At 66.8% G+C, this 26,046-nt stretch carries 29 protein-coding genes and 1 pseudogene; 12 read left to right on the top strand and 18 right to left on the bottom strand.

Annotated features, from left to right (window positions below):
* Positions 1-13 precede the first annotated feature (13 nt).
* From glgX to G6N55_RS10165, 3 genes are all read left to right on the top strand, one after another.
* Complete coding sequence (glgX, locus tag G6N55_RS10175) at positions 14-2,164, top strand: glycogen debranching protein GlgX (RefSeq protein ID WP_085224045.1); 2,151 nt, start codon at positions 14-16, stop codon at positions 2,162-2,164.
* A gap of 130 nt (positions 2,165-2,294) precedes the next feature.
* Positions 2,295-4,088: a sensor domain-containing diguanylate cyclase gene (locus G6N55_RS10170; RefSeq protein WP_085224047.1), complete on the top strand. Its 1,794-nt coding sequence runs from the start codon at positions 2,295-2,297 to the stop codon at positions 4,086-4,088.
* Between the two features lie 143 nt (positions 4,089-4,231).
* Complete coding sequence (locus tag G6N55_RS10165; RefSeq protein WP_139826955.1) at positions 4,232-5,002, top strand: SDR family oxidoreductase; 771 nt, start codon at positions 4,232-4,234, stop codon at positions 5,000-5,002.
* Here the strand turns inward: G6N55_RS10165 and G6N55_RS10160 are convergent.
* From G6N55_RS10160 to G6N55_RS10145, 4 genes are all read right to left on the bottom strand, one after another.
* Entirely contained in the window at positions 4,988-5,959 is a 972-nt protein-coding gene (locus G6N55_RS10160; RefSeq protein ID WP_085224038.1) for an aldo/keto reductase, read from the bottom strand. The genes G6N55_RS10165 and G6N55_RS10160 overlap by 15 nt on opposite strands.
* Before the next feature lie 34 nt (positions 5,960-5,993).
* Positions 5,994-6,965 (bottom strand): sensor domain-containing protein, encoded by a 972-nt coding sequence (locus G6N55_RS10155; RefSeq protein ID WP_163667725.1) that lies wholly within the window; start codon positions 6,963-6,965, stop codon positions 5,994-5,996.
* A gap of 118 nt (positions 6,966-7,083) precedes the next feature.
* On the bottom strand, positions 7,084-7,539 hold the full coding sequence (locus tag G6N55_RS10150) for a lipocalin-like domain-containing protein (protein WP_085225719.1): 456 nt from the start codon (positions 7,537-7,539) through the stop codon (positions 7,084-7,086).
* Positions 7,536-8,126: a TetR/AcrR family transcriptional regulator gene (locus G6N55_RS10145; RefSeq protein ID WP_085226988.1), complete on the bottom strand. Its 591-nt coding sequence runs from the start codon at positions 8,124-8,126 to the stop codon at positions 7,536-7,538. The genes G6N55_RS10150 and G6N55_RS10145 overlap by 4 nt, the downstream gene beginning before the upstream one ends.
* 103 nt (positions 8,127-8,229) lie before the next feature.
* Between G6N55_RS10145 and G6N55_RS10140 the strand changes: the two genes are divergently transcribed.
* The 4 genes from G6N55_RS10140 to G6N55_RS10125 all read left to right on the top strand — a co-directional run bounded on the left by G6N55_RS10140 (position 8,230) and on the right by G6N55_RS10125 (position 11,289).
* Positions 8,230-9,063, top strand: a complete 834-nt coding sequence (locus G6N55_RS10140; RefSeq protein ID WP_085225721.1) for an enoyl-CoA hydratase/isomerase family protein — start codon at positions 8,230-8,232, stop codon at positions 9,061-9,063.
* Positions 9,064-9,065: 2 nt separating this feature from the next.
* The gene (locus tag G6N55_RS10135; protein ID WP_036467445.1) at positions 9,066-10,292 is read left to right on the top strand and encodes a CaiB/BaiF CoA transferase family protein; all 1,227 of its coding nucleotides are present in this window, start codon (positions 9,066-9,068) and stop codon (positions 10,290-10,292) included.
* Positions 10,293-10,584: 292 nt separating this feature from the next.
* A complete protein-coding gene (mbp1, locus tag G6N55_RS10130) occupies positions 10,585-10,821 on the top strand; it encodes a microaggregate-binding protein 1 (RefSeq protein ID WP_085225723.1) in 237 nt (78 codons plus the stop codon).
* 168 nt (positions 10,822-10,989) lie between these two features.
* Entirely contained in the window at positions 10,990-11,289 is a 300-nt protein-coding gene (locus G6N55_RS10125) for a DUF3349 domain-containing protein (RefSeq protein WP_085225725.1), read from the top strand.
* A gap of 17 nt (positions 11,290-11,306) precedes the next feature.
* On the opposite strand, the pseudogene G6N55_RS10120 reads toward G6N55_RS10125, so the two are convergent.
* The 6 genes and pseudogenes from G6N55_RS10120 to G6N55_RS10095 all read right to left on the bottom strand — a co-directional run.
* Positions 11,307-11,492: pseudogene (locus G6N55_RS10120) on the bottom strand (hypothetical protein); the annotation flags it as partial.
* 39 nt (positions 11,493-11,531) lie between these two features.
* Positions 11,532-12,296 carry an endonuclease/exonuclease/phosphatase family protein gene (locus tag G6N55_RS10115; RefSeq protein WP_085225727.1) on the bottom strand — a complete coding sequence of 255 codons (765 nt, stop codon included), beginning with the start codon at positions 12,294-12,296 and terminating at the stop codon, positions 11,532-11,534.
* Positions 12,297-12,320: 24 nt separating this feature from the next.
* Entirely contained in the window at positions 12,321-12,911 is a 591-nt protein-coding gene (locus G6N55_RS10110) for an SAM-dependent methyltransferase (protein WP_232078967.1), read from the bottom strand.
* Positions 12,912-12,943: 32 nt separating this feature from the next.
* The gene (locus tag G6N55_RS10105; RefSeq protein WP_085225729.1) at positions 12,944-13,714 is read right to left on the bottom strand and encodes a PIG-L deacetylase family protein; all 771 of its coding nucleotides are present in this window, start codon (positions 13,712-13,714) and stop codon (positions 12,944-12,946) included.
* A 7-nt stretch (positions 13,715-13,721) separates the two neighbouring features.
* Positions 13,722-14,663, bottom strand: a complete 942-nt coding sequence (locus G6N55_RS10100) for an acyl-CoA dehydrogenase family protein (protein WP_085225731.1) — start codon at positions 14,661-14,663, stop codon at positions 13,722-13,724.
* Positions 14,660-15,376, bottom strand: coding sequence for a glycosyltransferase (locus G6N55_RS10095; RefSeq protein ID WP_085225733.1), 717 nt, complete (start codon positions 15,374-15,376; stop codon positions 14,660-14,662). The genes G6N55_RS10100 and G6N55_RS10095 overlap by 4 nt, the downstream gene beginning before the upstream one ends.
* An 84-nt stretch (positions 15,377-15,460) precedes the next feature.
* Between G6N55_RS10095 and G6N55_RS10090 the strand changes: the two genes are divergently transcribed.
* Positions 15,461-16,036: a hypothetical protein gene (locus G6N55_RS10090; protein ID WP_036472197.1), complete on the top strand. Its 576-nt coding sequence runs from the start codon at positions 15,461-15,463 to the stop codon at positions 16,034-16,036.
* Positions 16,037-16,050: 14 nt separating this feature from the next.
* Here G6N55_RS10090 and G6N55_RS10085 read toward each other — a convergent pair whose 3' ends face one another.
* Complete coding sequence (locus G6N55_RS10085) at positions 16,051-16,308, bottom strand: DUF7218 family protein (RefSeq protein WP_036467466.1); 258 nt, start codon at positions 16,306-16,308, stop codon at positions 16,051-16,053.
* A 153-nt stretch (positions 16,309-16,461) separates the two neighbouring features.
* On the opposite strand from G6N55_RS10085, the gene G6N55_RS10080 reads away from it, so the two are divergent.
* The gene (locus G6N55_RS10080; RefSeq protein WP_085225735.1) at positions 16,462-17,217 is read left to right on the top strand and encodes an STAS domain-containing protein; all 756 of its coding nucleotides are present in this window, start codon (positions 16,462-16,464) and stop codon (positions 17,215-17,217) included.
* Positions 17,218-17,235: 18 nt separating this feature from the next.
* Here G6N55_RS10080 and G6N55_RS10075 read toward each other — a convergent pair whose 3' ends face one another.
* Complete coding sequence (locus G6N55_RS10075) at positions 17,236-18,291, bottom strand: DNA topoisomerase IB (protein ID WP_085226991.1); 1,056 nt, start codon at positions 18,289-18,291, stop codon at positions 17,236-17,238.
* Between the two features lie 119 nt (positions 18,292-18,410).
* On the bottom strand, positions 18,411-18,809 hold the full coding sequence (locus G6N55_RS10070) for a heme-binding protein (protein WP_036467469.1): 399 nt from the start codon (positions 18,807-18,809) through the stop codon (positions 18,411-18,413).
* Between the two features lie 317 nt (positions 18,810-19,126).
* Between G6N55_RS10070 and G6N55_RS10065 the strand changes: the two genes are divergently transcribed.
* Complete coding sequence (locus G6N55_RS10065; RefSeq protein ID WP_036472199.1) at positions 19,127-19,561, top strand: SRPBCC family protein; 435 nt, start codon at positions 19,127-19,129, stop codon at positions 19,559-19,561.
* Between the two features lie 39 nt (positions 19,562-19,600).
* Here the strand turns inward: G6N55_RS10065 and G6N55_RS10060 are convergent, their stop codons facing one another.
* The 3 genes from G6N55_RS10060 to G6N55_RS10050 are packed head-to-tail and all read right to left on the bottom strand — an operon-like array spanning position 19,601 to position 21,126.
* A complete protein-coding gene (locus G6N55_RS10060) occupies positions 19,601-19,960 on the bottom strand; it encodes a hypothetical protein (RefSeq protein ID WP_085225737.1) in 360 nt (119 codons plus the stop codon).
* A gap of 25 nt (positions 19,961-19,985) precedes the next feature.
* Positions 19,986-20,690 carry a TetR/AcrR family transcriptional regulator gene (locus G6N55_RS10055; RefSeq protein ID WP_085225739.1) on the bottom strand — a complete coding sequence of 235 codons (705 nt, stop codon included), beginning with the start codon at positions 20,688-20,690 and terminating at the stop codon, positions 19,986-19,988.
* Entirely contained in the window at positions 20,674-21,126 is a 453-nt protein-coding gene (locus tag G6N55_RS10050) for a hypothetical protein (RefSeq protein WP_036467477.1), read from the bottom strand. The genes G6N55_RS10055 and G6N55_RS10050 overlap by 17 nt, the downstream gene beginning before the upstream one ends.
* Positions 21,127-21,240: 114 nt before the next feature.
* On the opposite strand from G6N55_RS10050, the gene G6N55_RS10045 reads away from it, so the two are divergent.
* Positions 21,241-22,131: a helix-turn-helix transcriptional regulator gene (locus G6N55_RS10045; RefSeq protein WP_085225741.1), complete on the top strand. Its 891-nt coding sequence runs from the start codon at positions 21,241-21,243 to the stop codon at positions 22,129-22,131.
* Positions 22,132-22,144: 13 nt separating this feature from the next.
* Here the strand turns inward: G6N55_RS10045 and G6N55_RS10040 are convergent, their stop codons facing one another.
* Entirely contained in the window at positions 22,145-23,488 is a 1,344-nt protein-coding gene (locus tag G6N55_RS10040; protein ID WP_232078965.1) for a flavin monoamine oxidase family protein, read from the bottom strand.
* 220 nt (positions 23,489-23,708) lie between these two features.
* On the opposite strand from G6N55_RS10040, the gene G6N55_RS10035 reads away from it, so the two are divergent.
* Positions 23,709-24,668 carry an alpha/beta fold hydrolase gene (locus G6N55_RS10035; RefSeq protein ID WP_036467487.1) on the top strand — a complete coding sequence of 320 codons (960 nt, stop codon included), beginning with the start codon at positions 23,709-23,711 and terminating at the stop codon, positions 24,666-24,668.
* Here the strand turns inward: G6N55_RS10035 and G6N55_RS10030 are convergent.
* Entirely contained in the window at positions 24,663-26,009 is a 1,347-nt protein-coding gene (locus G6N55_RS10030) for a flavin monoamine oxidase family protein (RefSeq protein ID WP_085225745.1), read from the bottom strand. The genes G6N55_RS10035 and G6N55_RS10030 overlap by 6 nt on opposite strands.
* Positions 26,010-26,046 lie beyond the last annotated feature (37 nt).

Below are 26,046 nucleotides of genomic sequence, written 5' to 3'. Positions count from 1 at the left end.
TATGAAGGGCGCCATGACCAGAGCAGACGCGCCTGCTCCGACGCCCACCGGTGAACTGTGGCCGGGCAAGGCATACCCGCTGGGCGCCACATACGATGGCGCCGGCACCAACTTCACGCTGTTCAGCGAGATTGCCGAGCGCGTAGAGCTGTGCTTGTTCGACGCCGATGGCGCCGAGACGCGGATCACCCTGCCCGAGGTCGACTACTTCGTCTGGCACGGGTACATACCGGCGATCGAGCCCGGCCAGCGTTACGGCTATCGCGTCCACGGTCCGTACGACCCCGCCGAGGGGCTTCGATGTAACCCGAACAAGCTGCTACTGGACCCGTATTCGAAGGCCATCGACGGAACGTTCGACTGGAACCAGACCCTGTTCAGTTACAACTTCGGCGAGCCCGACAGCCGCAATGACGACGATTCCGCGACGAGCATGCCCAAGTCCGTGGTGATCAACCCGTACTTCGACTGGGGCAATGACCGCCCACCGAGTCACGAATACGCCGATACGGTCATCTACGAGGCACACGTCAAGGGGCTCACGCAGACTCATCCCGATATCCCCGAGCAGATACGCGGCACCTACGGAGCCGTCGCGCATCCGGTGATCATCGATCACCTCAAGAGCCTGGGTGTCACCGCGATCGAGCTGATGCCCGTGCACCACTTCGCCAACGACTCCACCCTGGTCGAACGTGGGCTGTCGAATTACTGGGGCTACAACACAATTGGGTTTTTGGCGCCTGACTTCAAGTACTCCAGCGGCACCTCTCCAGGGGTGCAGGTGCAGGAGTTCAAGGCGATGGTGCGCGCCCTGCACGAAGCGGACATCGAGGTGATCCTCGATGTCGTCTACAACCACACCGCCGAGGGCAACCACCTGGGCCCCACGTTGTCGATGCGCGGTATCGACAACCCCGCGTACTACCGGCTGGTCGACGACGACAAGCAGCACTACATGGACTACACCGGCACCGGAAACAGCCTCAACGTCGGTCATCCGCATTCGCTGCAGCTGATCATGGACTCGTTGCGCTACTGGGTGACCGAGATGCACGTCGACGGCTTCCGGTTCGACTTGGCCTCGACGTTGGCCCGCGAGTTCTACGACGTCGACAAGCTGTCGACGTTCTTCGAACTCGTGCAACAGGATCCGACCGTCAGCCAGGTCAAGCTGATTGCCGAACCGTGGGACGTCGGACCCGGCGGCTACCAGGTGGGCAACTTCCCGCCGCAGTGGACGGAGTGGAACGGAAAATACCGTGACACCGTCCGCGATTTCTGGCGTGGCGAGCCCGCCACCCTCGACGAGTTCGCCTACCGGCTGTCCGGATCGGCCGACCTCTACGAACACACTGGGCGCCGGCCCGTGGCGTCGATCAACTTTGTCATCGCCCACGACGGGTTCACGCTGCGCGACCTGGTCTCCTACAACGAGAAGCACAACGAGGCCAACGGCGAGGACAACAACGACGGCGAGAGCCACAACCGCTCGTGGAACTGTGGCACCGAGGGGCCGACCGACGATGCCGGCATCAACGAACTGCGCGCCCGCCAGGAGCGCAACTTCATCACCACGCTGCTGCTGTCGCAGGGTGTGCCGATGATCTGCCACGGTGACGAGCTCGGCCGCACTCAGCAAGGCAACAACAACGGTTACTGCCAGGACAGCGAGCTGACCTGGATCAATTGGGCCGATGCCGACACCGACCTGCTGGAGTTCACCCGCACGGTGTCGGCGCTGCGCGCCAACCACCCGGTGTTTCGCAGGCGGCGATTCTTCAGTGGTAAGCCGGTGGGCCGCCGTGGCCAGGACGGCCTGCCCGACATCGCCTGGTTCGCCCCGGACGGGGACGAGATGACCGACGAGGACTGGGGTGCGAGCTTCGCCAAGTCCGTCGCGGTATTCCTGAATGGACACGGCATTCCCGGCCGCGATGCGCGCGGACAGCGGGTGCTCGACGACTCTTTCCTGCTGTGTTTCAACGCCCACTACGAGCCACTCGAATTCACCCTTCCGCCAAAGGAATTCGGCGCCGCGTGGAATCTCGTGGTGTACACCGGACCGCAGGAGACCACGCCCGCGGAAGAGGTGCCCGGGGGCGGGGCGCTGACCGTGGAGCCCCACACCGCTGTGGTGCTGCAAGTGGTTCCGGCCGGCTAGGCGCGACGATCGACGACCGGTGTTCTTGCCGATGTGATGACATTGATCGGCTTGTCGGCGCAAAATATCCTTTTTGGCGTGGCGGCCGGACAATATGGTTCCCCGCTGCCGCGTCAGGGGGGAACTGCTGATGGCCGTGCCTGACACGAAAGCACGTCCGCAGTCGGCGCTGACGCGGTTCGCGCGGGCGGAGGCCACCGTCGTCGTTGTCGTAGCCACGGCAACCTGGGTGGGTTGGACGGCCGACGTCGACCTGTTGACGCGGGTCTATCCCACTTGGCCGGTGATGACGCCGTGGACCGCTTTGTGCTTGGCCGCGCTGGGTGCCGCGGCCCTGGCGCAGCAGGGATCTCCGTCACGCCGGCGAGTGTGGACGGGCCGGCTCCTGGCTGTTGCGGTGATTGCGTTCGCCATCTCGGTGCTCGCGGAGTACGCCACCGATGGGTCGTTCGGCCTGGACCAGTTCTGGTTTTCCGACGCGGTGCGCGTGCGCCAAGCGTCGTGGCCGGGACGTCCGGGCCCGCAGACGGCAGCGCCACTGCTGCTGGTGGCCGCCGCGGTGGCGCTGATGCGCGTCGATCGCAGAACCCGCTGGATCTGGCCAGCATGTCTGACCCTCGGCGCGGTCGCCCCGCTCGTCACCGCCGCGGCCTACCTGTTCGACGCGATGGCCATGGTCGGCGTCTCGCCGTCAACCGGCCAAGCGCTTTCGACGGCCGTGGCTCTACTCCTGCTCGTCGGGGCGGCAGCGCTGGCCCGCCCGGACCGGTTTCCGCTCACCTGGCTCTTCGGCCGACCCGACTGGCGCTCGCTGGTCCGATTGGCGGGCATTCTGGCCGCTTTTCCCATCGTCGTGGCGCTGTCCAGGGCGATCTTCCTCGGCCTCGGCCTGCCCGGCGAGCACACGGAGTGGAGTCTGCCGATCGTGGTGGGAACGCTTGTCGTCGGAGCGGTCACGTTCTACTTGAGTCAGCGTGAGCAACAACTGCTGATCGATAAGGAGCTGGTCAGCAAGCTGCGCGCGGATGCCGAGATGCGCTATCGGATCCTGGCGGACAACGCCGTGGACGTCATCGTGCACCTGCACGGGCGTGAGGCTTCGTGGGTCTCACCGTCGGTCGTCGCCGCGCTGGGTGGCCCGCCGCAGCACTGGCTGAACTCGGGCTTCAGCGACCGCATTCATCCCGACGACCGCGACGCGGTCCAGACCGCGCTGCAGCGCGTCGCCGACGGCGAGGCGGTCATCCACCGATTCCGGATCCTGTCCGTCGACTCCGGATACCGCTGGGTCGACGGCCACGCGAAGCCGTACGTCGACGCCGAAGGCAATACCGACGGCATGATCGCCGCGCTACGGCTTGCGGATGACCAGGTCGAAACCGAGCGGCGGCTCGAACGCTTGGCCCGCTTCGACACCCTGACCGGACTGGCCAATCGGGCCGAGACCATGGTGCGTCTCGAGGCCGCTCTCCAGGAGCAGCGACCCGCCGGAACATACGTCGGCATCTTGTTCTGCGACGTCGACCACTTCAAAGACATCAACGACACCTGGGGACACGGCGTTGGCGACGTCGTGCTTGCCACGCTGGCGGCCCGGATCCGCGAAAGTGTCCGTCGGGAGGACACCGTCGGGCGCACCGGCGGCGATGAAATCCTGATCCTGCTGCCCGGCGTCCACGGCATCGATGAGGTCGCCACCACCGCCGACAAGATTCGCGACCGAGCCGGCGAACCCATCGACGTGGGAGGACATGCGATACACGCGACCCTGAGCATCGGCGCGACCATCGCCTTGCACGCAGAGCCGGTCTCCTCGGTCATCGCGCGTGCCGACGCGGCAATGTATCAGCAGAAATCGGGCGGTCGCGATGCCGTTACCCGCTTCTCGGTGGAGCGATCCCTGCGGCGCTCGCGGCGCGCCTGATCGCTGTCCACTTCTTAAGGCGCGCAACATGTTTGACATGGCCCCTGGCCGAAGATGTGCCCGGCGGTACATGTGCCGTCCCTGCTAGATACGCTGTGCCTGCAGCGGGCTCGTTACAGGAGAGGGCAAATATGTCACGGACAGTGGTGGTTGGCGCATCGAGTGGCCTTGGGCGCTGTATCGGAATCGGACTTGCCCAGCGCGGCGATCAGGTCGCGCTGCTGGCCCGCAGGCGTGAGCGCCTCGAGACCGCCGCAAAGGAGGCCGGGTCGGGCGCGATCGCCGTCGAGTGCGACATCACCGACGAGGCCTCATGTCGATCGGCGATCGACGAGGCGGCGCAGGCCCTCGGCGGCATCGACAACGTGGTGTTCACGCCCGCCATCAGCCCGCTGGTCCGCCTGGTCGACACCGACGCCGCAACCTGGCGCCGCATCTTCGACACCAATGTCATCGGGGCGTCGCTGGTGACGTCGGCAGCGATACCGCACCTGACCGCGTCCGCCGGCAAGGCCGTATACCTGTCCTCGGATGCGGGTCCCTACGGACCGTCCTGGCAGGGTCTGGGCGCCTACGGCGTCAGCAAGGCCGCCCTCGAGCGGCTGGTCGACGCGTGGCGTGCCGAACACCCCGACGTGGGCTTCACCAACCTCATCGTGGGGGAGTGCGCCGGCGGCGAGGGCGAGGCGGCGACCGGCATGAACGCCGGGTGGGATATGGAACTGGCCATGCAGGCGGTCCCGGTGTGGGTGTCGGATCGCTGCATGCCCGGCAAGCTGATGCCCATCGAGGACCTGATCGCAATCGTGCACACGATCCTGAGCACCAACTCATCGACCTCGATGCCGATCGTGATCGCCAGGGGCGCCCCCGCCGGCACCCCGGCACTCGCCCCCGCGTCAGCGACGCCCTAGCTTTTCCCGCACCAGGTCGGTGACGAAGCGAACCGGTGACACCGGCCGGAACGCCAGCGCCGCCTCGGTGAGCGCGTCGCGGGATGCGATGGGCAGCTCGATGTCGCCGGCGGCCACGTTGAACTCGAGTTGTTCGACGCTGGATGCACCCGGAATCGCGACCACGCCTGGATAGCTGATCAGCCAGGCCAGCGCGACCTGGGCCGGCTTGGCGTCGACCTCCTTCGCGACGTCGCGCAGCAACTGCAGCAACGGCTCGAGACGGCGCAGGTTTTCGGTGCCGAATAGTGAGTTGATCGCGCGGATTCCGCCGGGACGGTTGTCGACGCTGTACTTGCCGCCGAGCAGCCCCTGCTCCAGCGGGCTGTAGGCGATCACGACGCGCTTCTCCTTCTCGGCGAACGGCACCAGCTTCTTGAGCGCCTTCGGAAAGGCGAGCGAGAAATGGACTTGATTGCTGATGACGGGACGGCCCAGCGCGGCGTCGGCCTTACGCCAGCGATCCAGCGAATAGTTCGAGACGCCGGCGGCGCCGATGTCGCCGCCATCGAGGAGGTCGCGCATGCCCGGCATGATCACCGAATCGGGGACCACCGGGTTGGCCTGATGGATCTGGTAGAGCGGGATGCGGTCCAGCTGCAGCCGGCGCGCACTGGCGCGCTCACGCTGTTTGATCACCGCGGGGAACGGCGCGACGGGCATGATCTTGCTGGCCACCGCAACCTCGGCGCGCTCGTCGCCAAGCGCCTCGCCGAGAATCCGCTCGCTCTTGCCCAGCCCGTACACCTCGGCGGTATCGAACAGCGTCACCCCCATCGCGCGGGCGCGTTGCACGATGTCGCGGGCAGCGCCGGCGGCGTACTCGTCCCCGTAGCCCCACTCGCGTGAGCCGAACTGCCAAGTGCCCAGCCCGATCCGGCTGACTGTTCCCACTCCGTCGACCTCGAGGTATTTCATGTGCCCACCGTACTGCGGTGGCCATTTCGATGCCCTAGTCGGGGATCTTGTTGAGGATGTAGTTGGCGATGCTCACGGCCGTTTGCCGGGGGCCGCTGGCATCGGTCGTGCCGAGGCTGACGGCGTAGAGGTCGACCACGACGTTGGCTTTCGCGGCGGCTGCCCGGACAAACCGCACCTTGAGGCCCTTGGGTGCCAGATCCATCGTGGTGATGCCGTTGCCGGCGTCGGCAGGAGGGCTGAGCGTCAAGGTGTACGTCGGACCGCCCCGGTCGGTCAGCGTCACGGGTGCCCCGCCGCAATCGCGCCAGCCGTCGACCAGCTTCGTCACTTGTGATTGGGCGGTCGGCGAATCACGAAACCCGATCACCGCCTGGATGATCTGGATCGACTTCAGCAGGGTCTGGGTATCGGAGAACGCCTCCGCGCGATAGCGCAGGATGGTGTTGAGGTCGTAGGCCTCCGGGGCGCCGGGCATCACGGCGCCCCAGCACTGCGGACGATCGATCGTGGCGTCCGTATCGCTTTTACTTGGCCGGTCCCAGGTTTGGCCGGCCTCCAGGTTCTGGTCGTTGGTAAGACTTTTCAGGGCATCGAGCTTCGGTAGCAGCCTGATGACGTCATCCGGCGCGACCTTGGGTGGCGGCGGCGCCTCGGTGGTGGTGCCGGGGGTGGCCGTGATAGCCGGCGCGGCGCTCTGGTGCGGCCGCGAGCCGGCCAGGGTGGACAGCGTGGCCCACGCCGCCAGGGCGATGACGGTGAGGGTGATGAACGCATACGACAAGGACAACCCGACGAGTGCCCGGTCACGTCCGAGCTCGCCGGTGCGCCGGATCTGCGCCAGGCCGAGATGCCCGAGAATCGCTCCGACAGGGGCGAACACGAACGCGAACACCACCGACAGCGTCGCGAAGGTATTGACGGGCGGGGGCTGCGGCGGCGGGGGTGGTGGCAGGAATACCGGCGGCGGGGTGTAGGGGGCGCGGCCCAGCGGATCGTAGCTCAGGGACTCCGGGCTAAAAGGATTGTGTCCGAACGGATCCTGAGGGTTCGTCTCGGCCTCCTTCGTCTGCGATCCTGCCCAGACTTTAGTACCGGGACCTAGGCCATCGGTAGTTCTGCGCTCAGGTGCGCCGCCACACCAGCTTGGCGTTGCGCGGCACGCCGTTGAGCACGATCGGTTCGGGCGGGCCGAGTTCCAGCAAGGAGTCTCGCAATCGGGCCTTGCGGTATTGGATTCCACCGATCCAGTTGGGCAGCAAGCTGACTTCGACGTGATGAGCGATCAGGCCGTCGTCGACGACGGAGAACGGGCCGGCGTAGCTCATATATCCACCGGCCGCCGCGGCGAGCTCGTTGTCGTGCGCATGATGTGGATCGTCGCGGTCGAAGGGTGTTCGGCCGGCGCGCATCAATTGGGCCGACATGTAGCCGTCCGGGGTGTACATGATGACGCCGCGGGCATCGGCGCCCAACGGGTAGCTCACGTCGGATCCGTCCAGCGCGCTGCTTTCGTACGATTGCAGCTCCCAGGCGCCAATCAGGTTGGCGCGCAATTCATCTGCTGTTGTTGTCGTCATTGGACAGGTGTCCCGGCTGCGGCGTCGGCGCTGGCGGTGAGTTCGGCGATGGCGGCATCGAACGGCTCGGGGCTGCGCAGCGCCCGGCTGAGAATGAGTGCACCTTCCATGGCGGTGACGGCGTTGAGGGCGAGTTGGCGGGCCCGGGTTTCGGGAAGGCCCTTCTCGGCGAGGCGGGCGGCCAAGGTGGCGACGACATCCTGAAAGCCACGCCGGGCCGTGTCGGTGAGCTGCGCCGAGGCCGGGGTGGATTCGATGACGATGGGGGCGACGGCGCAGCCCTCGCGGTAGTCGCTGGCCATGATCTCGTCGCGGGGACGGCCGAGGAACGCGGCGATCAACTCGGCGGCGGTGCTGGTGGTGCCCGCGGCCCGGTTGATATGGGCGATGGCGTCGGCGGAGTGCGCCAGCGCTACCTCGGTGGCGAGTTCTTCCTTGCCGCCGGGAAAGTGGAAGTACAGCGAGCCCCGAGGTGCCGAGCTCTGGGCGACGACGTCGGACAGCGCGGTCCCGAAGTAGCCGTGCTCGCGAAACAGCCGGCGGGCCGCCACGATCATCCGGTCCTTGCTGTCACTTCGCTTTGGCATGTCGCCCATCATACATAGTTCTTGACGATCTAGCTCAATAGATCTTATGGTGGTGTTCGTCATAAGTATGACGGACGACATAGTAAGAATTTGAGGAATTCCCATGACCGAGCAGACCCTGGATCAACCGGCCGGTGCGATATCGCCGGTGCATGCCCCGGACCGGGATTCGGCGCCGGTGGCCCGCGAGATGGACGGGCACGTCGCCGTGCTGACCATGCAGCACGCCCCGCACAACTTCTTGGGTACCGCGTTGTTCGACGCGTTGCTCGACGGAGTTCGGTGGGCCGCCGCGCAACCGGCCCGTGCCGTGCTGCTGCGCAGCAGCCTGCGCAATTTCTGCGCCGGTGCCGACGTATCACTGTTCGACAGCGCCGAGAGCGGCGAGGCGCCCATGATCGGGGTCGTCGAATTGCTCCGGGAATTCGATTCGCTACCGATCCCGATCGTCGCCGCCGTGCACGGTGCGTGCCTGGGCGGCGGTCTGGAGCTGGCGATGGCCTGCGATCTGATCGTCGCCAGCGAGTCGGCCAAGATCGGCAACATCGAGGCCTCGCTCGGGTTGAACCCGTTGATGGGTGGCATTCAACGGATTACCCAGCGTGCCGGCGCGGCGCGGGCCAAGGAGATGGCGCTGCTGGGCCGTCGCTATGACGCCCGCACGCTGGAACGGTGGAACATCATCAACCGCGTGGTCGCCGACGAACAACTCGCAGCGGTAACCAGTGCGCTCGCCCATGAGCTCGCCAACGGGCCGACCGTCGCCCACGCGTCCACGAAAGCCATTGTCTCGCACGCCGTCTCGCACGGCGTAGCGGAGACCGACGAGGCGATGCAGGAGTTGCAGAAGGAGATCTGGAAATCCGAGGACCTCAAGATCGGGCTGGCCTCGCTGGCCGCCGAAGGCCCCGGCGCCGCGCGGTTCGGGGGGCGGTAGTCATGGCGCTCCCGCTCGAGGGTGTCCGGGTGATCGACTTCACCCGGGTGCTGGCCGGCCCGCACTGCACCAAGCATCTGCTCGACCTGGGCGCCGAGGTGATCAAAATCGAACCGCCCCGCGGCGACATCAGCCGCCTGGCGTTTCCGCGCCGGGACGAGATCAGCGGCTACTACGCCCAACAGAACGCGGGCAAACGCAACTTGAGCATCGACCTCAACGTGCCCGAGGCGCGCGACGCGGTGCTGCAGCTGTGTGATACGGCCGACATCATCGTCGAAAACTTCCGCCCGGGCGCGCTGGCGTCATTCGGCCTGGACTATCAGTCGGTGGCGGCGCGCAACCCTGCGGTCGTCTACGCCTCGATCAGCGGATACGGGCAGACGGGGCCGTGGCGAACTCGCATGGCGTACGCGCCCACCGTGCAGGCCGAGGTCGGGTTCACCCAGAACACGTTGCGGCAGTTCGGGGTTGACGGTGCCGATCGCCGGTCGGACTCGTTGTCACACGGCGACATCTACGCGGGCCTGCATGCCGCCATCGCGGTCTTGGCGGCCTTGCAGCATCGGCGGGTCACCGGCGAAGGTCGATACGTGGACGTGGCGATGGCGGCGGTACTGACGTCGCTCAACGAGCGTGTGCACTATGACCTTTCGGACGTCGACCTCGGCGAGGAGACGCCGATCCTGGGCGCCACCGACTGCGTATTCTTCACCAGTCCCGAAGGCCACCAGTTCGTTTCGCCAATGAGTCTGGTGGGGAGCATGAGTTTCCCGTTCTACCTGCACGCGATGCGGCGTGCCGATCTCGCCGACGACCCGCGGTTCCGCACACCGGAGCTACGCCGCCAGAACCTGGAGGCACTGCACGCGATCGTGCAGACCTGGATCTATACCTTCGATTCCATGGACTCGCTGGACGCGCAGTTCGACGAGGCCAAGATCGCCACGGGTCAACTGCGCGACATGGCCGAGTTCAGCGAAACCGATTGGGCCAAGGGCTGGGGCGTCACCCGCGAAGTGTCCGACCGGCACGGCGGCAGCATCACCATCCCCGCACCGCCCTGGCATTTCAGCGACCACGACGACACCCTGACCACCCAGCTGCCCGCCCGCCAGGGCGAGCACAACGAAGAGATCCTCAAAGAGATCGGGCTGACCGCAGACCAGATCGAGGCTCTGGTGAAATCCGGGGCGCTGATCGAACCTGCGCGGTCGGCCGCCGTTTGAGCCGGCCGCCCACGGGTACGCCGCGGCGGTGAGCCTTCGCAGCCGGCTATCTCGGACGCTCAGACTCGGCCGAGTGATCCAGGGCCCGATGCGACGCGTTGACACGGTGGGATTGGGCGGGATTTCGGGCTGCCGTTTAGCCGGCCACATCGGGGGAAGCCCCTGTAAGCGAACGAATTGATCGACGTGGCAGGCGATTTGTCTGCGCAGTTCGCAATTGAGACCCGAGCTGATCAATCAGATTCGCGCTCAGACGAGCGCAAGCGCAACGAACCAGAGGGAAGATCGAGCCATGGGCGATCACAACAGCGGCCCGGAAGAAGGAATCAAGGGAGTTGTCGAGGGCGTCAAGGGAAAGGCCAAGGAGGTCGGCGGATCGCTGATGGGCCGTGACGACGTCGTCGAGGAGGGCAAGGCCCAGCAGGACAAGGCCGATGCTCAGCGCGAGGCCGCCAAGAAGGAAGCCGAAGCCGAGGCCGCCCGTGGCGGCGCCAAGGCTGCCGAGGAGCGTCAGAAGGAACACCAGTAGTTCCCAGTCTCGGATGGGGCCGGCCCACTGTTGTGCCGGCCACATTCAGCGCGCAGGGCAACGTTCGGTCACGAATCACGTGTCGGCGTTTCAACGCGCGGCACCTGGCTATACCTGGCAGGGACCGCGGACGTCGCGCCCGCGGCAGGGGCAGTGAGGTAGTCAAGGATGGGCCTGGGCGATCGCGTGTCGACCATTCTCGCGTTTCTGCGGGTCGGTTACCCGACCTGCGTACCGGCCGCGGGCTACTTCCCGCTGCTGGCCCTGTTGCCGCGCCGCGTTTCCGACGACGAAGTCGCCGAGATCGCCAGCGAGCTCGCGACACGCGGACGTCCGGTCGACAACGCCGATATCGGCGTGGAGATCACCCGGAGCATCCATGAGATGCCGTCGCTGGAAGACATCGAACGGGTCCGGCAACGGCTCATTGCTATTGGCGGCCCGGACACACCGATCCGAGATAAGTGAGCAGGGTCGGGTCGAAATTAGCTATGCATCAACATTATTCGTACGGCGAGTTGCGCTGACTTGAGGGTGCGGGCCAAGTGCGCGGCGTTTCGCGCCGCCGCGGCGGTCGGCGAGGTCACCGCTTCGGGGATTTCGTCGAGATCGACGTAGTCGGTCGATTCCATCGCCGCGCCGTTCCAGTAGGTGCAGCCCCGGGCGGGAATGCAGGGTTCTACCCGCTGGCTATGGCGCCAAACGGCCACTCACGCGCGATCGAGGTCGACCACCAGCGGCCGATGGTCGGAGATCGGCATCGGGTCGGCCTCGGTGTCTCCGCTGCGCAAGTTGCGGTCATCGGTCAGGATGTGGTCGAGCTGGCGATCGGGGACCACAGCGGGAAACGTGTCGGCCACCGCCAGCGCCCGCATGCCCGACCAGCGGCGTACCGCCGGGGGTGTCATGTTGAGGTCGCCGATCAGCAGTCGCGGACCCGGAAATCCACGCAAATCGTGGATCAGGTGGCGCAATTGGCGCCGATTCCAGCCCGGCACGAAGGACAGATGCGTATTGGCCACCGTCAGCGGGCCCAATGGTGTGTCCAGCCGGGCAACGACCGCCGCCCTGGGTTCTTCGTCGACGATCATCACGCGGTTGGGCCCGGGCAGGTACATCGGAAACCGCATCGGAATGCGCGGCAAGCGCACCACTTGCCAACTACGCACCGGGAACCGGGACAGCAGCGCGATCCCATACGCTGCGGTCCCGGGTTGTTCGTCGCCGGTGGCGGCCATCCAGGTCGCGCCGGGAGTGCCGGAGATCGCGGCCACGAAGCGATGCTCCACGGCTCCCATCGCCTCGGCCGCCAACGCGGTGAGGTCGGCGCGCGTGGAACGTGCTTGATCACAGTCGACTTCCTGCAAGGCCAGGACGTCGGGATCCAGTTGCCGGACGCAGTCACGCAGCCGCTGCGGGTCGACCCCGTTGCCCACGGTGCGCCCGTGCAGGATGTTGAAGGTCGCTACGCGCATAGGTTTTCGATACCCACTGTTTTGCTACTGGGCTCCGGGGACCTTTTCGCGTGCTGCCACCGATCGGCCGTCGCCGGTGTCGAACACCTCGATGACGGCGTCGCGGTCCTGGTATCGGCCCAGCGATGTCAGGCCCGGTGTCCGCGCGATGATGGCATGCGCCGCATCGCCGGTGAGCGGATAGTCGGCCACCGGGTGGCGCCAATGCGCGGCAACAACATTCGCGCCGGTGGGCAACCGAACGCATTCGGTGTCCAGCACCGCGGCCAGCGTTTCCGCCTCGAGGTAGTAGGCGATTTCACTGAGCACGAGCAGATCGAAGGGTCCGGGCGGCCACGCCGCATCGAGAGAAGACCGGGCCAGCGTCACCCGGTCTCGGCATCCGGCTTGCCGGAGCCGCATGTCCGCGCTGCGCACGGCCGCGTCAGCGACGTCCACCGCGGTCACGTGATCACAGCGCAGTGCCAGCTGTGCGGTCAGGGTGCCGATCGAACAGCCGGGCTCGAAGGCATGCCGATAATGGCGATCGGGCAACATGGCCAGTGTGATTGCGTATTTGCGCCGCTCGTACCATCGCGTCGACAGCTGCCACGGATCGTCGGTGGCGGCATACATCTGGTCGAAATACCCGTCGGGTAGGCGCGCACTCAGCGGAACATCACCTCTCCCACTGCCATCAGCCGAGGCAGCACGTACGTCGGTAGCACGGGCGGTGAGCCGGCGTTGGATTCGAATTGGCTGCGAAAGCATTGCGCGGCCAGGCGTTTACGGGCAACCGCCCAGTCCGGCGCGGCTACCGCACGGGCGCGGTCCCAAGGCACCGCCGCATCGTTGGGAATTGCCCAGTGCCACATCCAGATTGGATACTCCAGCAGTACGGCGCCGGTGCGGGTGCAGGCCGTGGCCGCGGCACGCCCGACTGCCTCGTGGTCGGGATGCCCGTCACCTCGCCAGGTGGCGGCGCACCACGGGCGCACCGGGGCGGCGTCGAGGAATTCGACGAGCAAGTCGGTGAGCTTGTCCTCGTGGTCGGCGAGCTGACCGTCCGGCAGGCCCAGCGACACGGGCGAGGAAACCCCTAAAATTCCTGTTGCTCTGCGTAGTTCGTGTTGCCGGGTGGCCTCCATGCGCATCCGGTCCAGCGGGGTCGAACCGGGGTGGGCCGCCCCGCCGTCGCTGACGGACACGACCTGGACGTCGACCTCCGAGGCGACGAGTTGGGCGATCGTGGCTCCCAGGCCCAGCGTTTCGTCGTCGGGGTGGGGCGCGACGACGACCAGACCGGGGCAGTCGCGGAGATCCAGCGGCGGCAGCGGTCCTCGGTCGAGGGTGGCCAGCCATACCGGTGCCGGTGTACCGCTGTGCGTCAGCGGCTTGGCCGCAAATCTGGCGCAGTTGCCAGCCGGGAGCGTCTGCACGTCGCCCTCAGCGCCGCTGACCCGCGAGCCCCCCGAGCGCGGCCAGATCCCGCTCGGCGTGGCTTTGCCGTATGTAGATGCTCAGATCGGCCACCCGCTGGGCATGCCGGCCGTCCTGACACAGGGGACCGGGCCCCAACGCACGGCCGGTGCGGGTGATCGCCTCGTCGGCGGCGTGTTCGACGATCGCCCGAACCCGGCGCGCGAGCAGTTCGGCACTGTCGGACCGGTCGAACGGGTCGGCATCGACGTGGGTTGCCGCGGTGGTCAGCATCGCGTCGCCGGCGGCGAGCGCCGCGTCGACCGCGCCCAGATGCGCCAACGAATACGCGTCCGCTGATTCACTTGCGGCACAGCGATAGAGCGGTTCGGCAACCCTGCGCGCACCGCCGAGCCAGCATGCCGCGACGCCGATCGCGCCGTGCCAGAAGCCGGACCGGTTCAGGTAGTCACCCGGGTCGCCGACCGAGACGGCTTGGGCATTGGTGAACTGCACGGGCCGAGTGTCACTTCCGGCCATCCCGGCGTTCCACCAGGTGGACGGCAGTGCCTTCACCGCAGGGTCGGCGACCGCGACCGCGAACAGGCCGCGCCGGCCGTCGTACAGTCGGGCGGTCACCAGGGCGTGGGTGCAGAATCCGGCGCCCGAGCACCAAACCTTGGTGCCGTTCAGGGTGAACGCGCCCTTCACGTTGGTGGCCGTCACCACGGCGTCCGGTGATTCGGCCGCCCACACCCCCCACAGTTGACCGAGATCGGGTGGCTTGCCGCCTAATTCGTCGATGATCGCAACGGCGTCGACGTGGGCTTCGACAATGCGGGCCGCGACGACGTCTTCTTCGGCGAGCAGGGCCAGACGTTGCCAGCGTTCCAGCGTGCGTCCCGACGCGGGCAGCGGCAGTTCGAGCCGTCCGGAATCCAGCCAGTGTTTGATCAACCCTGCGGTCACGCGCGATCACCCACCGCCGGTGTCCCGAATTGTCTTAGATAATGCGCGAATCCGCGTGGCGCGCGGGCCCGGGTTCGTGCCGATGTGATGACCGACAAGTCGGTGTCGCGGTGAATGCGATAACCGGCGGCCTCGAATCGCTCGACCAGATCGACGTCCTCACCGGAGGTCAGCGTGCGAAAGCCGCCGACCCGCCAGTAGGCGCGCGCACTGAAACCCATGTTGGCGCCGTGGACGTGGTCGTGCTGGCCGTCCCGATTCGACTCGTAAGCCCGTGTATAACGCGCGGCGAGGTCGGGGGAATGGTGGCGCCAGTTGACCACCCGTACCACGCCCAACACCATGTCCGCGCCGAGCTCCAGCTGATGGATCAGCCAGCCGGGGTCCACTCGGCTGTCGGCATCGGTGGTGGCGTACCAGCACTCGTCCTCGTCGCGGCACAGCGACCGGCCGTAGCCGAAACCCGCCGCCCGTGCGGCACCGACGTTGCGGGCGTCGACGCTGACGAAGTGCACATCCGGCCCGTATTCGCCCGCCAGCTTCGCGCTGTCGTCGTCGCTGGCGTCCAGCACCACTACTACCGAGACCGGAATCGGCACACACAGCGCGCTGGTCAGTACGGCCCGCAGACATGCCGGGAGACGTGCCTTTTCGTTGTGGGCGGGAACCACCACGACAGCCCGATCGTAGACGCGAAGCGGTGGCAGCGGCATACCTGGCGATTGCCCAATTCGCCCCTCTTTAAACAGATGACAAACGGGTTGCCCGCCCGGCCGGCCGGGTATGACCTAGTCACGATGGCACCCACCGAGACCTCGTCGAATTCGCCGGACTGCCGGGCACACCTGCGCGAGGCGCTGCGTGCTGCCGCGTCGGCGCTCAAGCAGGATGGGCCCCGCTTTGCGCTGGCCGGCAGTTACGCGTTGTGGGCTTACGGCGCACCCGAACCCAGTCATGACGTCGATCTGGTGGTCGCCGAGGCCGATGTGGCGACCGCGACCGCGACGCTGCGCGCCGCCGGGTTCGCGATCGAGAATCCCCCGGAGGATTGGCTCTTCAAGGCGCGGATCGGCGAAACGTTGGTCGACGTGCTGCACCGACTCAACGGCGAACCGGTGGATTCGGCGATGCTGGAGTGCGCCGAGCTGCGCGACGTACTGGCTATCGCGATGCCGGTGCTGCCGCCCACGATGGTGCTGATCCAGAAACTGCGCGCGCTGCACGAGCATCACTGCGATTTCGCCACGCTACTGCCCGCGGTGCGGGCGATTCGCGAACGGCTCGACTGGGGCCGCATCCGGTCCCAGACCGTTGACAACGATTACGCGGTCGCTTTTTTGGTGCTGGCCGACCGGCTTGGTCTTACCGGCTGAAGGCCGGCGCGGACTCAGTGGTTACGCAGCTTGGCGACCAATTTGTCTTTCGTAAGGCCCGAATAGCCGGACATTCCAAGCTCTTTGGCGCGCTTCTTCAGTGCCGGCACCGTCCAATCGGTGTACGAGCCGGACTTGCCCCCCTTGCGGCCGACCGAGGACTTGCCCCGTGCCGCGGCGGCGTTGGAGATTCGCGCGGACTTTTCCTCCGAATTGCCCTGTTTGCGCAGTTCGCGATACATCTTCTCGTTCTTGATCGACGGGTTCGGCACGACGGTCACCCTCCTGTCATTGATGGGACACCTTGGCGAGAATTCCCCGCCTGACCGGGGTGAAACCGGGCCGGCGAAATCATGCCGATCGACCGGTGCACGAAGCGTCGATCGCCTGCGGTTACCTACCGAGGGGACGGGTAGTCGAAAAGGGTGACTCAGGCCGGCTCGTCCGTCGGCGTGTGCGTGGAACATACGCATGATGTCGCGGTTCTGAAGGTGACCGGACTGCTGAACAGCGCCACCTACCGCACGCTTCGCGACGCCGTGATCGACGCTGCGCTGGATGAGCCGCGAGCGGTAATCGCCGACGTCAACGGCCTATCGGTGCCCGCGGAATCCGCATGGTCGGTGTTTACCAGCGCTCGCTGGCATGTCACGGCGTGGCCCGATGTACCGATCCTGCTGGTGTGTCAGCACTCTGCGTATCGGCGGTCGATCACCGCGACCGGTATCGCCCGATGCGTTCCGCTGTATTCCGGCCGCGAGGCGGCGCTGGCTGCCGCCATCAAGCGGCCGTTGCGGGACCGACGGCGGCTGCGAACCCAGCTTCCGGCAAGAGCGGTCAGTCTGGGGCTCGCCCGCGCCCTGATCGGGCAATGGCTTACCGCGTGGGCCCAGGGCTGTCTGATTCCCGTCGTGGGCACGATCGCCACCATCCTGGTTGACAACGTCCTCAAGCACACCGACAGCGCGCCGGTGCTGATTGTCGAAAGCCTGCAAGACACCGTCGTAGTGGCGGTGGAAGACGACAGCCAGGTGCCGGCCGGCCGGCTCGAGGATGAAAGTGGCAGCGAAACCCTGTCGGGCCTATCGATCGTTTCCGCACTTTGTCGCGTATGGCGCAGCACGCCGAAGTCGTCGGGGAAAACGGTCTGGGCACTCGTCGGTCGCGAAAACCAGCTCTAGCGCCGTCATCCGCATGGGTCAGGCCGTCTTGGCGAGGGTGGGTGTCCGGGATCCGTTGCCATCCTTCGCTATTCGCCGTATCAGCATGCGAGTCGCTTTTTCGAGGATCTCCTGCGCCGCGTCGGGCCGACGGGCGCGCTGGGCGCGCCGGGCGGCCGTGGCGATGGTGATTTCCTGCTCGTAGGCGGCGACGACTCGCGGATCGACATACGACCCGCGTGCCACCGCGGGAGTGTTGCCGAGTTCCTCGGCGACCTCCTTCATCACCGCGGCCTCGACGCGTTTGATCACGCGTTGGGATACGGGTGGATCCGCGTCGACGAATGCCGCTGCCGCCAGCACCGTTCCGTGCCATGTCCGCAGGTCCTTCACCGTGAATTCGTCGCCGACGAGTTCCTTGAACCGGACATTGAGATCCTCGGCCCGAACCTCGGTCCATTCGGATGCGTTGCGGTACACCAGCAACCGCGCGCTGCGGTCACGGCGGCGCATCAGTGAACGCACCGCACGGACCACTCCGGCGTCCGGCACCGCCACGGTGCGTTGCACGCCGCTCTTGGCGGGGTAGTCGAATTCGACGGTGTCGCGGTGCACCGTCACGTGCTCACACAGCAGGGTGGCAATTCCGTAGGATTCGTGTTCGTCGGCGTATTGCTCACCCCCAGAGCGGAAGTAGCCACGGTCCAGCAGCCGCAGTCCCAGCGCCAGCACGCGCTCCCGCGTCGCGCCCCGACGAGCGAGGTCGGCGACAATGCGGGCGCGGAAATCCGGCAACCGGGTCGACAGATCCAGGACGCGGTCGAACTTCTCCTCGGCTCGCTCCTGCTGCCAGGCGGAATGGTAGAGATACTGGCGGCGCCCGGCGACATCGGTGCCGACGGCTTGGATGTGGCCGTTGGTGTGCGGCGAGATCCACACCTTTTTCCACGCCGGCGGGATCACCAGGTCTTTGATCCGTTGCAGGGCGGCCTCGTCCGTCAGCGGGTTGCCGTCGGGTCCGTAGTAGGCGAACCCTTTGCCCCGGCGTTTGCGCGCGATCCCCGGACCGCCGAGCGTGCTTCGGCGCAACCGCATCGTCACCTCCAGACCCATTGGCTGACTGGGAATTACCCGCCCATGGCGCGGTTCACACCGATCCACGGGAAACGCAAAACGACCCGCCACGGCGTTGTGGCGGGTCGCTGCGGGCGGAATCAGCCGGCCATGAATTCGTGGTAGGCCGATTCCAGGTTCCCCGGCAGTGCCGAGACGTTGCACTGACGCTCGGTTTCGCCGATCGGCGCCAGGATGCCACGCAGGTCGGTGTACTCCTGCGGGTGCGCGGTGAAGTAGCCGCGCAGGCTGGACGCGGCCTCCCCACGCGGCTGGTTGAACGCGGCCGTCACCACCTGGTTCGCGCCCGGGTGGGCGGCGAGATACTGCTGTGCCGCGTCCTGCGTCGAGGAAACCGTGGCGTTGACGCCGGCGGGGCTGCAGTCGGGGGCCGCAACCGCCGACGGTGCGGCGACGATGCCCATGGCCATTCCCCCGAGCAGGCAGCCCGCGCTGATGCCGGCGACGCGCCGGCGCGCGACGATACTGCTGAAATTCATGATTAGCCTTGCCCTTCGATCCGAATTGATTCACGGGGACGCCCGACTCCCCGAAGTCCAAGGTAGCTGAGGTCAACGTCGGCAACGCCGAGCCGGCGCGCGTAGCTAACCGGCGGGTTGACGCTAGTTCTCGGCTCGGTCACGCCCTGGCTGTCGGTACCCGCACGTCGTGACCTAATCGTGACCAACTCAAGCGGGTACCAGCAAAATCTCCTTATGATTTCTCTAAGGCGACAATTGGGGTGTTCTGCGTCACCGCAAAGATGTTGATCGTTGCCAGCAGTCGCGCGCCCGGGCGGCGGCTAGCATTAGTGCCGATGGTCGAGATTCATGTGGAACGCACGATCGCCGCGCCGGTGGAGCAAGTGTTCGACTGGCTGGCCGATCCGGTCAATCTGGCCGCCTCGCCGTTGGCGCTCAAGGGTTACTGGGCCAAGGGCACGTCGGGTCCGGGCCCGGGAGCGTTGCGCGAGGTGATCGCGGTCGGCAGCTGGTTTCGCGAAGAGCTGACGGCCTACGATCGGCCCCACAGCTACACCTACTTGATCGTCAAGTCGATCCCGCCGTTCGATCACGACGGCGGCACCCTGACGTTCACGGCCGCCGGCGATGGGACGCATGTCGACTGGCTGACCAACTACACCCATCCGGCCGCGGCCGGAGGCAAGGCGCTGGAGGCGCTCACCCGCCGGCTGCTGCGCTCGAGTTTTGTCGCGATCCTGGACGCGTGCGCGAAGGCGCTGGAAAAGTAGCGCCGAATTCTGCTGTAGCGCAACCCTTTAGCGCGTGCATCAATGGTGCGTGGTGACGGAGTTGGCCAGCTGTGATCCGATCACGCCCGCCACGACGATCAGGACCAGCGCAATGGTGGGCCATACCCACATGACCCGCTTGCGCGCCGCCGCGACGATGATGCCGCCGACGGCGACGACGGCCGCGATCCCGACACCGCCCCACGTCACCGCGTAGGCCCAATCGAGCGCCGATGTGTCGCAGTTCTTGCCGGCGCACGAATCGGTCGCCATTACGAAGAAGAAGGAAAAGGTGATGGACAGGGCTCCCGCGATCGCGGCCAGCACGAACATGGCGACCGTGGCGATGCTGTCGGTCGTCGAGCGCTGTCTCTGTTGCGGGGGATCGTTAGCCGTCATGTATCAGCTATGCCCAATCCCGGGCTCAGTAATCGCGCGGCAAAGCCGCCACCATCGCCTCGAGCTGTGCCCGACTGAGCACCGCGATGCTTCCGTCGGGAAGCCCGAGAACCCGGTCGACGGCCAACCCGTGCAGCCTGCATCTGTCGGTCAGGACATCGATGGCGCGCTGCCTGCCGGGTTCGTCGGGGGCATCGATGATCTGGACGACGTTGGTGTTGAGGCGTGCGGCGAGGCCTTGGATCATGTCGGCCACCCCTTCGGCGTCGAAGGTGTCAAAGATGCCTTCGGCCACTCCGTCGCAGATCAATCGGGTCAGCAGCGGTCGCGTCAGCTCTTCGCTCACCGCGATGATGCGTCCGTACAGATGCGCGTTTACGGGCCGTAGCAGCGAGACCATCGCGGCCAATTGCTCGGGTGTGCCGGTCCGCATCTTGACGTCGAACCCGGCCTGCAGCAGCGTGTTGAGCCGATCCAAAGCGTTGCCTTCGCAATGGGCGGAGGCCTCCTCGAGGACGGCGAGCTGGCCGCGGACGCTGCGCTCGGCCAGTGTGGTGATGAGCGCTTCCTTCGACGGAAACCAGTGGTAGAAAGCTCCTTTGGAGACTCCGGCGTCGGCGATCAGATCGTTGAGGCTGACATTGTCGTACCCGCGCGCAACGAACAGCGCCGTGGCCCGATCCAGGATCTCGGCACGGCGAATGTCGGGATGCTTAACTACCCGCGGCATCCGCTCGATCCGGCTCGGCGGGTTTGGCGATCCAGCCCACGTAGGTCAGGTACAGGCCCACCAATGCGATCGCGCCGAAGATGGCGCGCACCAACGGAATAGCGTTCTCTTGCAACGACTTACCGGCCGAGTCGTAGACGTCGGGAATCGCCAGCACAAGGATGCCCCGGATGGCGAGAAACCACCCCAGCAACGACACCAAAACCGCTGCGACGCTTCGCCAATACTGGTGGAAGGCGATGATGACGCTGCCCCACATCAGCAGCACGGCCCCCAGCACCCACTGCCACATCGGACTGGTGCTGAATTCGTGTAGTAACACCGGCATTTGCGATGACGCGCGCACCGCGATGATGGACGGCACGATCAGAAAAAACGGGCCGAACGCGCGCGCGAACATCCGGGTACGAAACTGCGACGGATCTGGCTGGCTCATGGCTACCTCCACTCACGGATGATCCGACGGTAACCGACCAGTGGTCGGTTTACAAGACCAACAGTCGGTCAACAGGTGCGGATGTTTGCTTGCCTGTGCGGGTATTCGGGGGAGATGGACATTGCCAAGGACATCAAGGATTTCTTGATGTCCCGACGGGCCAGAATCTCGCCCGCGCAAGTCGGACTGCCGCCGGGCCGCCGCCGGCGCGTGCCCGGACTGCGGCGCGAAGAAGTCGCCCAGCTGGCCGGCGTGAGCATCGAGTACTACACCCAGGTCGAGCGGGGAAACGTGGCCGGCGTCTCCGAGGACGTCCTGCATGCGGTCGCCCGAGCCCTGCAACTCGGTGAGGCAGAGGAAACCCATCTGTTCGATCTTGTTCGCGCTGCCACCAGCAAGGGCGACCGAACCCGACCGGGACGCGCCACGGACCAAACCGTTCCCGGCGGCGTGCGGGCATTGCTGGACAGCATGGTCACCGCGCCGGCGATCGTGATCAGCGGTCACCTCGATCTGGTGGCCGCCAATGCACTCGGGCGCGCGCTGTACGCACCGGTCTTCGCCGGCGCAAAGGCGACGCCGAACCTGGTCCGATTCATGTTTCTCGATGCCGCCGCCAAGCAGTTCTTCCCCGACTGGGCCCGCGAAGCCGACGATGTCGTCTCGCTGCTGCGGGCCGAAGCGGTACGCTCGCCCGGCTCGTCGGCCGTCACCGACCTGGTCGACGAGCTGGCGACCCGCAGCGGCCAATTCCGTACCAGCTGGGCCGCGCACAACGTCAAGGCGCATCGGCACGGTGTCAAGCGATTTCGGCATCCCGACATCGGTGAACTGTCGCTGATCTACAACGTCTTGGATATCACCAGCGGGGGCGGCCTGTCGTTGATCGGCCATACCGCCGAACCGGGCTCGCGATCCGACCAGGCGCTGCGGCTACTCGCCAGCGGTACCGCGACCGGCCCCGAGCCCGGTGCGGACACGCGACGCGACAACGCGTCGGCGTAGCGTCGCGTTCGCGCTAGTTCTGCAGCCGCTGCATCAGTTGGTCGGCGGCGTTGCGGCCGCTGACCAAGGCGCCGATGACGGTCGACGGATTCTTGGTGTCGACGGCCTCACCCGCCAGGTACAGCCGGTCGCCGATGGGTTCGCGCAGCCGCCGGCGGTCGTCGAGCCCGGAACCGGGCGCGTGGAACGAGTAACTGCCCCGCGCGTACGGGTCGGTGCTCCAACTCGAGGTCCGGACGTCCACCGGCGCGATGTCGTCGCCGAACAGCTGGCGGGCGATCGGTAGCGCACGGGCCGTCACGTCGGCGGCCGACGACGCCTCTACCGCCCGGCCGCGGTCGCCGGCGTTGAAAGCCACCACGATCGGTCCGGCGGAGTTGGACAGGGTGAACCACTGCGCCCACGCGCCCGGGTCGGTGCCCAGGAAGAGGTAAAAGGCGTTGTCCGTCTTCCACGTTCGCCGGTCGAACCGGAAGAAGCTCTTGGACAGCACACCGAATCCCAGCGCGTTCACCGCGCGCGCATGGCCGTCGGGAAGCGGCGGGTCGAAGGTGATCGAACCGGCCTTGAGTACCCCGAGGGGAACCGTGACGATCGCGGCGGGTCCTTCGAAGGATTGGTTTGCGGCGTGCACGATGACGGAGTTGTCTCGTCGAGTGATCGCGGTGACCGGCGCATTGAAGACGATCTGAAGTCCGTCGGCGAGCAGCGTCGGCAGGGCGTCGTAGCCGTTAGTGATGACGGCCTGGTCCCCGTCGGCGTAGTCGCCGGTGTCAAATGTGGTGGCGGACAACTGGTCTGCGCCGGCCGCGTATTCGTCCTCGATCTCGGTGGCGACGAAGAAGGCCAGCTGGGCGCGATCCGAACTGGAAAGCGCGGCCCGTTTGGCCGCGGCGTCGATCGCGGCGCCGAGGCTCCCGCCGGTGACACGGTCACAGGCCCGCTCGACGAACTGATGCCAGGGGTCGGCGTCGTAGTCCATCGGCGGCAGCCGGCGATCCACTGCGAGCTTCGCCCACCCGTAATAGTCGGTCGGGATGACCTCGGCGTGCGCCTTGCGGGCCAATTCCATCATCGGATCGCTGGCGGTGCCATGGATCCAGGACGCGCCCATCTCGATCGGCACGCCCCAGTCGCGGTTGGTGGCGACGCGGCCACCGACGCGGTCGCGGGCCTCGATCAGGCGCACCGGCCATCCCGCGTCGACGAGCTTGCGCGCGGCGGCCAGGCCCGCCATGCCGGCGCCGACGATCAGGACCGACTGGGTGTCGGGTTTGATCTCCGGCGGTGAAGGCGGCGACGCTGAATGTTTACCCGATGTGCAGGCAGCCACCAGCCCGCCAGTGACCGCGCTCATCGTTGCTGTGAGCACCGCCCGACGGGACATCGGGAACATGACAATCAGCCTCTCACACGGTAACCGGCACCGCGCCGGGGTTTGGTGGTTACCGGCGAATTGTGTGCTGAGATTCGGCGCGCTGGATTGGCCGAAATTGCATAGTTGGACGACCGTGCCGTTATAAGATCGCCACATCCGGAGTGCGGCAAGGGGGCCGTGTTCGAGGGGGGAGCTGGCGATGAGTGCTCGGCGATCGACACGTGTGATCGACCCACTGCCCGGCGCACTGCCGCCAAGCCGCACCCTGACCGTCCGCGCGGTCGACGGCACCCCGCTGCACGCGGAGGTCTTCGGCCCGCCGGACGGCTACCCGATCGTGCTGACTCACGGCATCACCTGCGCGATCCGCGCGTGGGCCTACCAGATCGCCGACTTGGCCACCGAGTACCGAGTGATCGCGTACGACCACCGCGGCCACGGCCGCAGCGGGGTCCCGCGGCGCTGCGGCTACAGCCTCAAACATCTTGCGTCCGATCTGGATTGCGTGTTGGAGGCGACGGTCGCGCCGCACGAGCGGGCGGTGCTCGCCGGGCACTCGATGGGCGGTATCACGATTGCCGCGTGGTCGGCCCGCTATCGCCACAAGGTCCAGCGTCGCGCCGATGCCGTCGCGCTGATCAACACGACCAGCGGCGACCTGGTGCGCCAGGTGAAGCTGTTCTCGGTGCCGGGCCGACTGTCGCCCGCGCGGTCGATTGCCGCGCGGCACCTGATCAACCTGTTCGGCGGGTTCCCGATTCCGAGTGCGGCCCTGCTGGCCAGTCGCTCATTTGTCGCGATGCTGGCCGTCGGCAAGGATGCCGACCCGAGCGTAGCCAAGCTCATTCACGAGTTGTTCGTGCAGACAGCACCGGCCGGGCGCGGGGGCTGTGCGAGGACGCTCGTCGAATCGCTGGGCTCGAAATACCTCGACCTGTCCGGGTTGGCCGTCCCGACGCTGGTCATCGGCAGCCAAGACGACCGGCTGACGCCGATCGCCGCATCCCGCGAGATCGCCCGCACCGCGCCCAACGTGGTCGGCCTGGTCGAGTTGCCCGGCGGTCACTGCTCGATGCTGGAACACCACCGGGAGGTCACCGGGCAGCTGCGGTTACTGGCCGAATCCGTCACCCTGCCGGTCGCGCGGATCAGCTCATAGCAGGGCGGTGATCTCGGCCGCCGCTCGCCGTCCGGACCGGACGGCGCCGTCGAAGAACCCGGTCCACTCGTCGGCGGTCTCGGTGCCGGCCCAATGAATGGGCCCGACCGGTTCGCGCAGCCACCGCCCGAACCGCGTCCACGAGCCGGGCGGTACCGCCGCGGTCGGGCCACCCGGCGCGAAATCCTCAGTGCCCCAACGATGATCCGCATAGTCGAGAGGGCGCAGTGCCTCGTCGCCGAATAGCGACGCGAAGCAACGCAACGTATCGCGGCGCCGCTGGTCGGTGGGTAGGGAATCGAACGCCCGGGCGTCGACGAAGCCCAATAGGATGCCCGGCCCGTCGGCCCGCGGGCTGACGTCGAAGGTGATGAACACCGGGCCTTTGTCGGACAGCGCCTGTCCCGAGAAACCGTTGGCCCGCCAGAACGGGGTCGAGTACGCCGCGAAGGCCTTGCTGAGCCGGCCCTGCGGCCACCGCTGGACCAACTGCTGGTACTCGGCGGGCAGCGGGGGAGTGAATTCGATGGCCCCGCGATGGGCCGGCGGGATCGCGACGATGACGAATCCCGCGTCGGCCGCGCCCCGGTCGGAGGTGACGGTGACGCCGGAACCGTGCCGCTCGATGCGGCGCACCGGCGCGCTGAGCACGACGCGCGCGCCCAGTTCGTCCGCCGCCGCCCGGGCGATCTGCTGGGTGCCGCCGGCGAAATGGTCCTGCTGGGCGCCGTCCACGGTATCGAGCATCCGATCCAGACCGCCCGCGGCGCGGATGTAGCGCGCCGCGTGCAGCATCGACACGTCGTCGAGTTCACAACCCCAGGTCACCCGGGCCATGATGGCCATCAGGTCGCGGGACGAGGCGGTGGCACGCACCGACCGCAACCACTGCCCGAACGACAGGCCGTCGAGCTGTTGCGCGCGGTGCGCCTGCCACGGTGCGTCGACCGGAACGCTGCGCGCGATCCTCTCGAATTGCCAACGCAGCCGGCCGATATCGAGCAACCCGGTCAGCGAAAGCTTGGGGATGGTGCCGTGATAGGACCGGGTCCAGCCGCGCCAGTGGATGACGTTCTTGCCGTCGTGGTAGGTAGGCGTGGTCGGGATCTGCAACTCGGCCGCCAATGCGAGCACGGCGTCTTGGGTCGGGCCGACGAACGCGCCCCCCATGTCGGCCGGCAATCCGGCGACGCTACCGGTGAACGAACGCCCGCCGACGCGGTCGCGACCCTCGAAGACCACTACGTCGTGGCCCTGTCGCGTCAGCTCTCGCGCCGCGGCAAGGCCGGCAAAGCCGGCGCCGACCACCACAACATCGACAGTCCACGACGGCTTTGTCACGCCCTCTAGTCAACCGCATTGCCCGGTAGCTGCGGTA

Source organism: Mycobacterium florentinum, assembly GCF_010730355.1.
In the GTDB taxonomy this organism is placed as follows: domain Bacteria; phylum Actinomycetota; class Actinomycetes; order Mycobacteriales; family Mycobacteriaceae; genus Mycobacterium; species Mycobacterium florentinum.
The sequence above is the reverse complement of the archived record's forward strand: the minus strand, read 5'-3'. Positions and strand labels throughout refer to the sequence as shown.

Coding starts and splice junctions, on each gene's coding strand:
- G6N55_RS10070 (WP_036467469.1), bottom strand. CDS start 18,809: ATGAATTTCAGCAGTATCGTCGCGCGCCGGCGCGTCGCCGGCATCAGC.
- G6N55_RS10050 (WP_036467477.1), bottom strand. CDS start 21,126: ATGAGCCAGCCAGATCCGTCGCAGTTTCGTACCCGGATGTTCGCGCGC.
- glgX (WP_085224045.1), top strand. CDS start 14: ATGACCAGAGCAGACGCGCCTGCTCCGACGCCCACCGGTGAACTGTGG.
- G6N55_RS10055 (WP_085225739.1), bottom strand. CDS start 20,690: ATGCCGCGGGTAGTTAAGCATCCCGACATTCGCCGTGCCGAGATCCTG.
- G6N55_RS10040 (WP_232078965.1), bottom strand. CDS start 23,488: ATGAGCGCGGTCACTGGCGGGCTGGTGGCTGCCTGCACATCGGGTAAA.
- G6N55_RS10115 (WP_085225727.1), bottom strand. CDS start 12,296: ATGCGCGTAGCGACCTTCAACATCCTGCACGGGCGCACCGTGGGCAAC.
- G6N55_RS10090 (WP_036472197.1), top strand. CDS start 15,461: ATGGCACCCACCGAGACCTCGTCGAATTCGCCGGACTGCCGGGCACAC.
- G6N55_RS10170 (WP_085224047.1), top strand. CDS start 2,295: ATGGCCGTGCCTGACACGAAAGCACGTCCGCAGTCGGCGCTGACGCGG.
- G6N55_RS10135 (WP_036467445.1), top strand. CDS start 9,066: ATGGCGCTCCCGCTCGAGGGTGTCCGGGTGATCGACTTCACCCGGGTG.
- G6N55_RS10140 (WP_085225721.1), top strand. CDS start 8,230: ATGACCGAGCAGACCCTGGATCAACCGGCCGGTGCGATATCGCCGGTG.
- G6N55_RS10160 (WP_085224038.1), bottom strand. CDS start 5,959: ATGAAATACCTCGAGGTCGACGGAGTGGGAACAGTCAGCCGGATCGGG.
- G6N55_RS10110 (WP_232078967.1), bottom strand. CDS start 12,911: ATGTATGCCGCCACCGACGATCCGTGGCAGCTGTCGACGCGATGGTAC.
- G6N55_RS10125 (WP_085225725.1), top strand. CDS start 10,990: ATGGGCCTGGGCGATCGCGTGTCGACCATTCTCGCGTTTCTGCGGGTC.
- G6N55_RS10045 (WP_085225741.1), top strand. CDS start 21,241: ATGGACATTGCCAAGGACATCAAGGATTTCTTGATGTCCCGACGGGCC.
- G6N55_RS10065 (WP_036472199.1), top strand. CDS start 19,127: ATGGTCGAGATTCATGTGGAACGCACGATCGCCGCGCCGGTGGAGCAA.
- G6N55_RS10075 (WP_085226991.1), bottom strand. CDS start 18,291: ATGCGGTTGCGCCGAAGCACGCTCGGCGGTCCGGGGATCGCGCGCAAA.
- G6N55_RS10150 (WP_085225719.1), bottom strand. CDS start 7,539: ATGACGACAACAACAGCAGATGAATTGCGCGCCAACCTGATTGGCGCC.
- G6N55_RS10060 (WP_085225737.1), bottom strand. CDS start 19,960: ATGACGGCTAACGATCCCCCGCAACAGAGACAGCGCTCGACGACCGAC.
- G6N55_RS10095 (WP_085225733.1), bottom strand. CDS start 15,376: ATGCCGCTGCCACCGCTTCGCGTCTACGATCGGGCTGTCGTGGTGGTT.
- G6N55_RS10145 (WP_085226988.1), bottom strand. CDS start 8,126: ATGCCAAAGCGAAGTGACAGCAAGGACCGGATGATCGTGGCGGCCCGC.
- mbp1 (WP_085225723.1), top strand. CDS start 10,585: ATGGGCGATCACAACAGCGGCCCGGAAGAAGGAATCAAGGGAGTTGTC.
- G6N55_RS10035 (WP_036467487.1), top strand. CDS start 23,709: ATGAGTGCTCGGCGATCGACACGTGTGATCGACCCACTGCCCGGCGCA.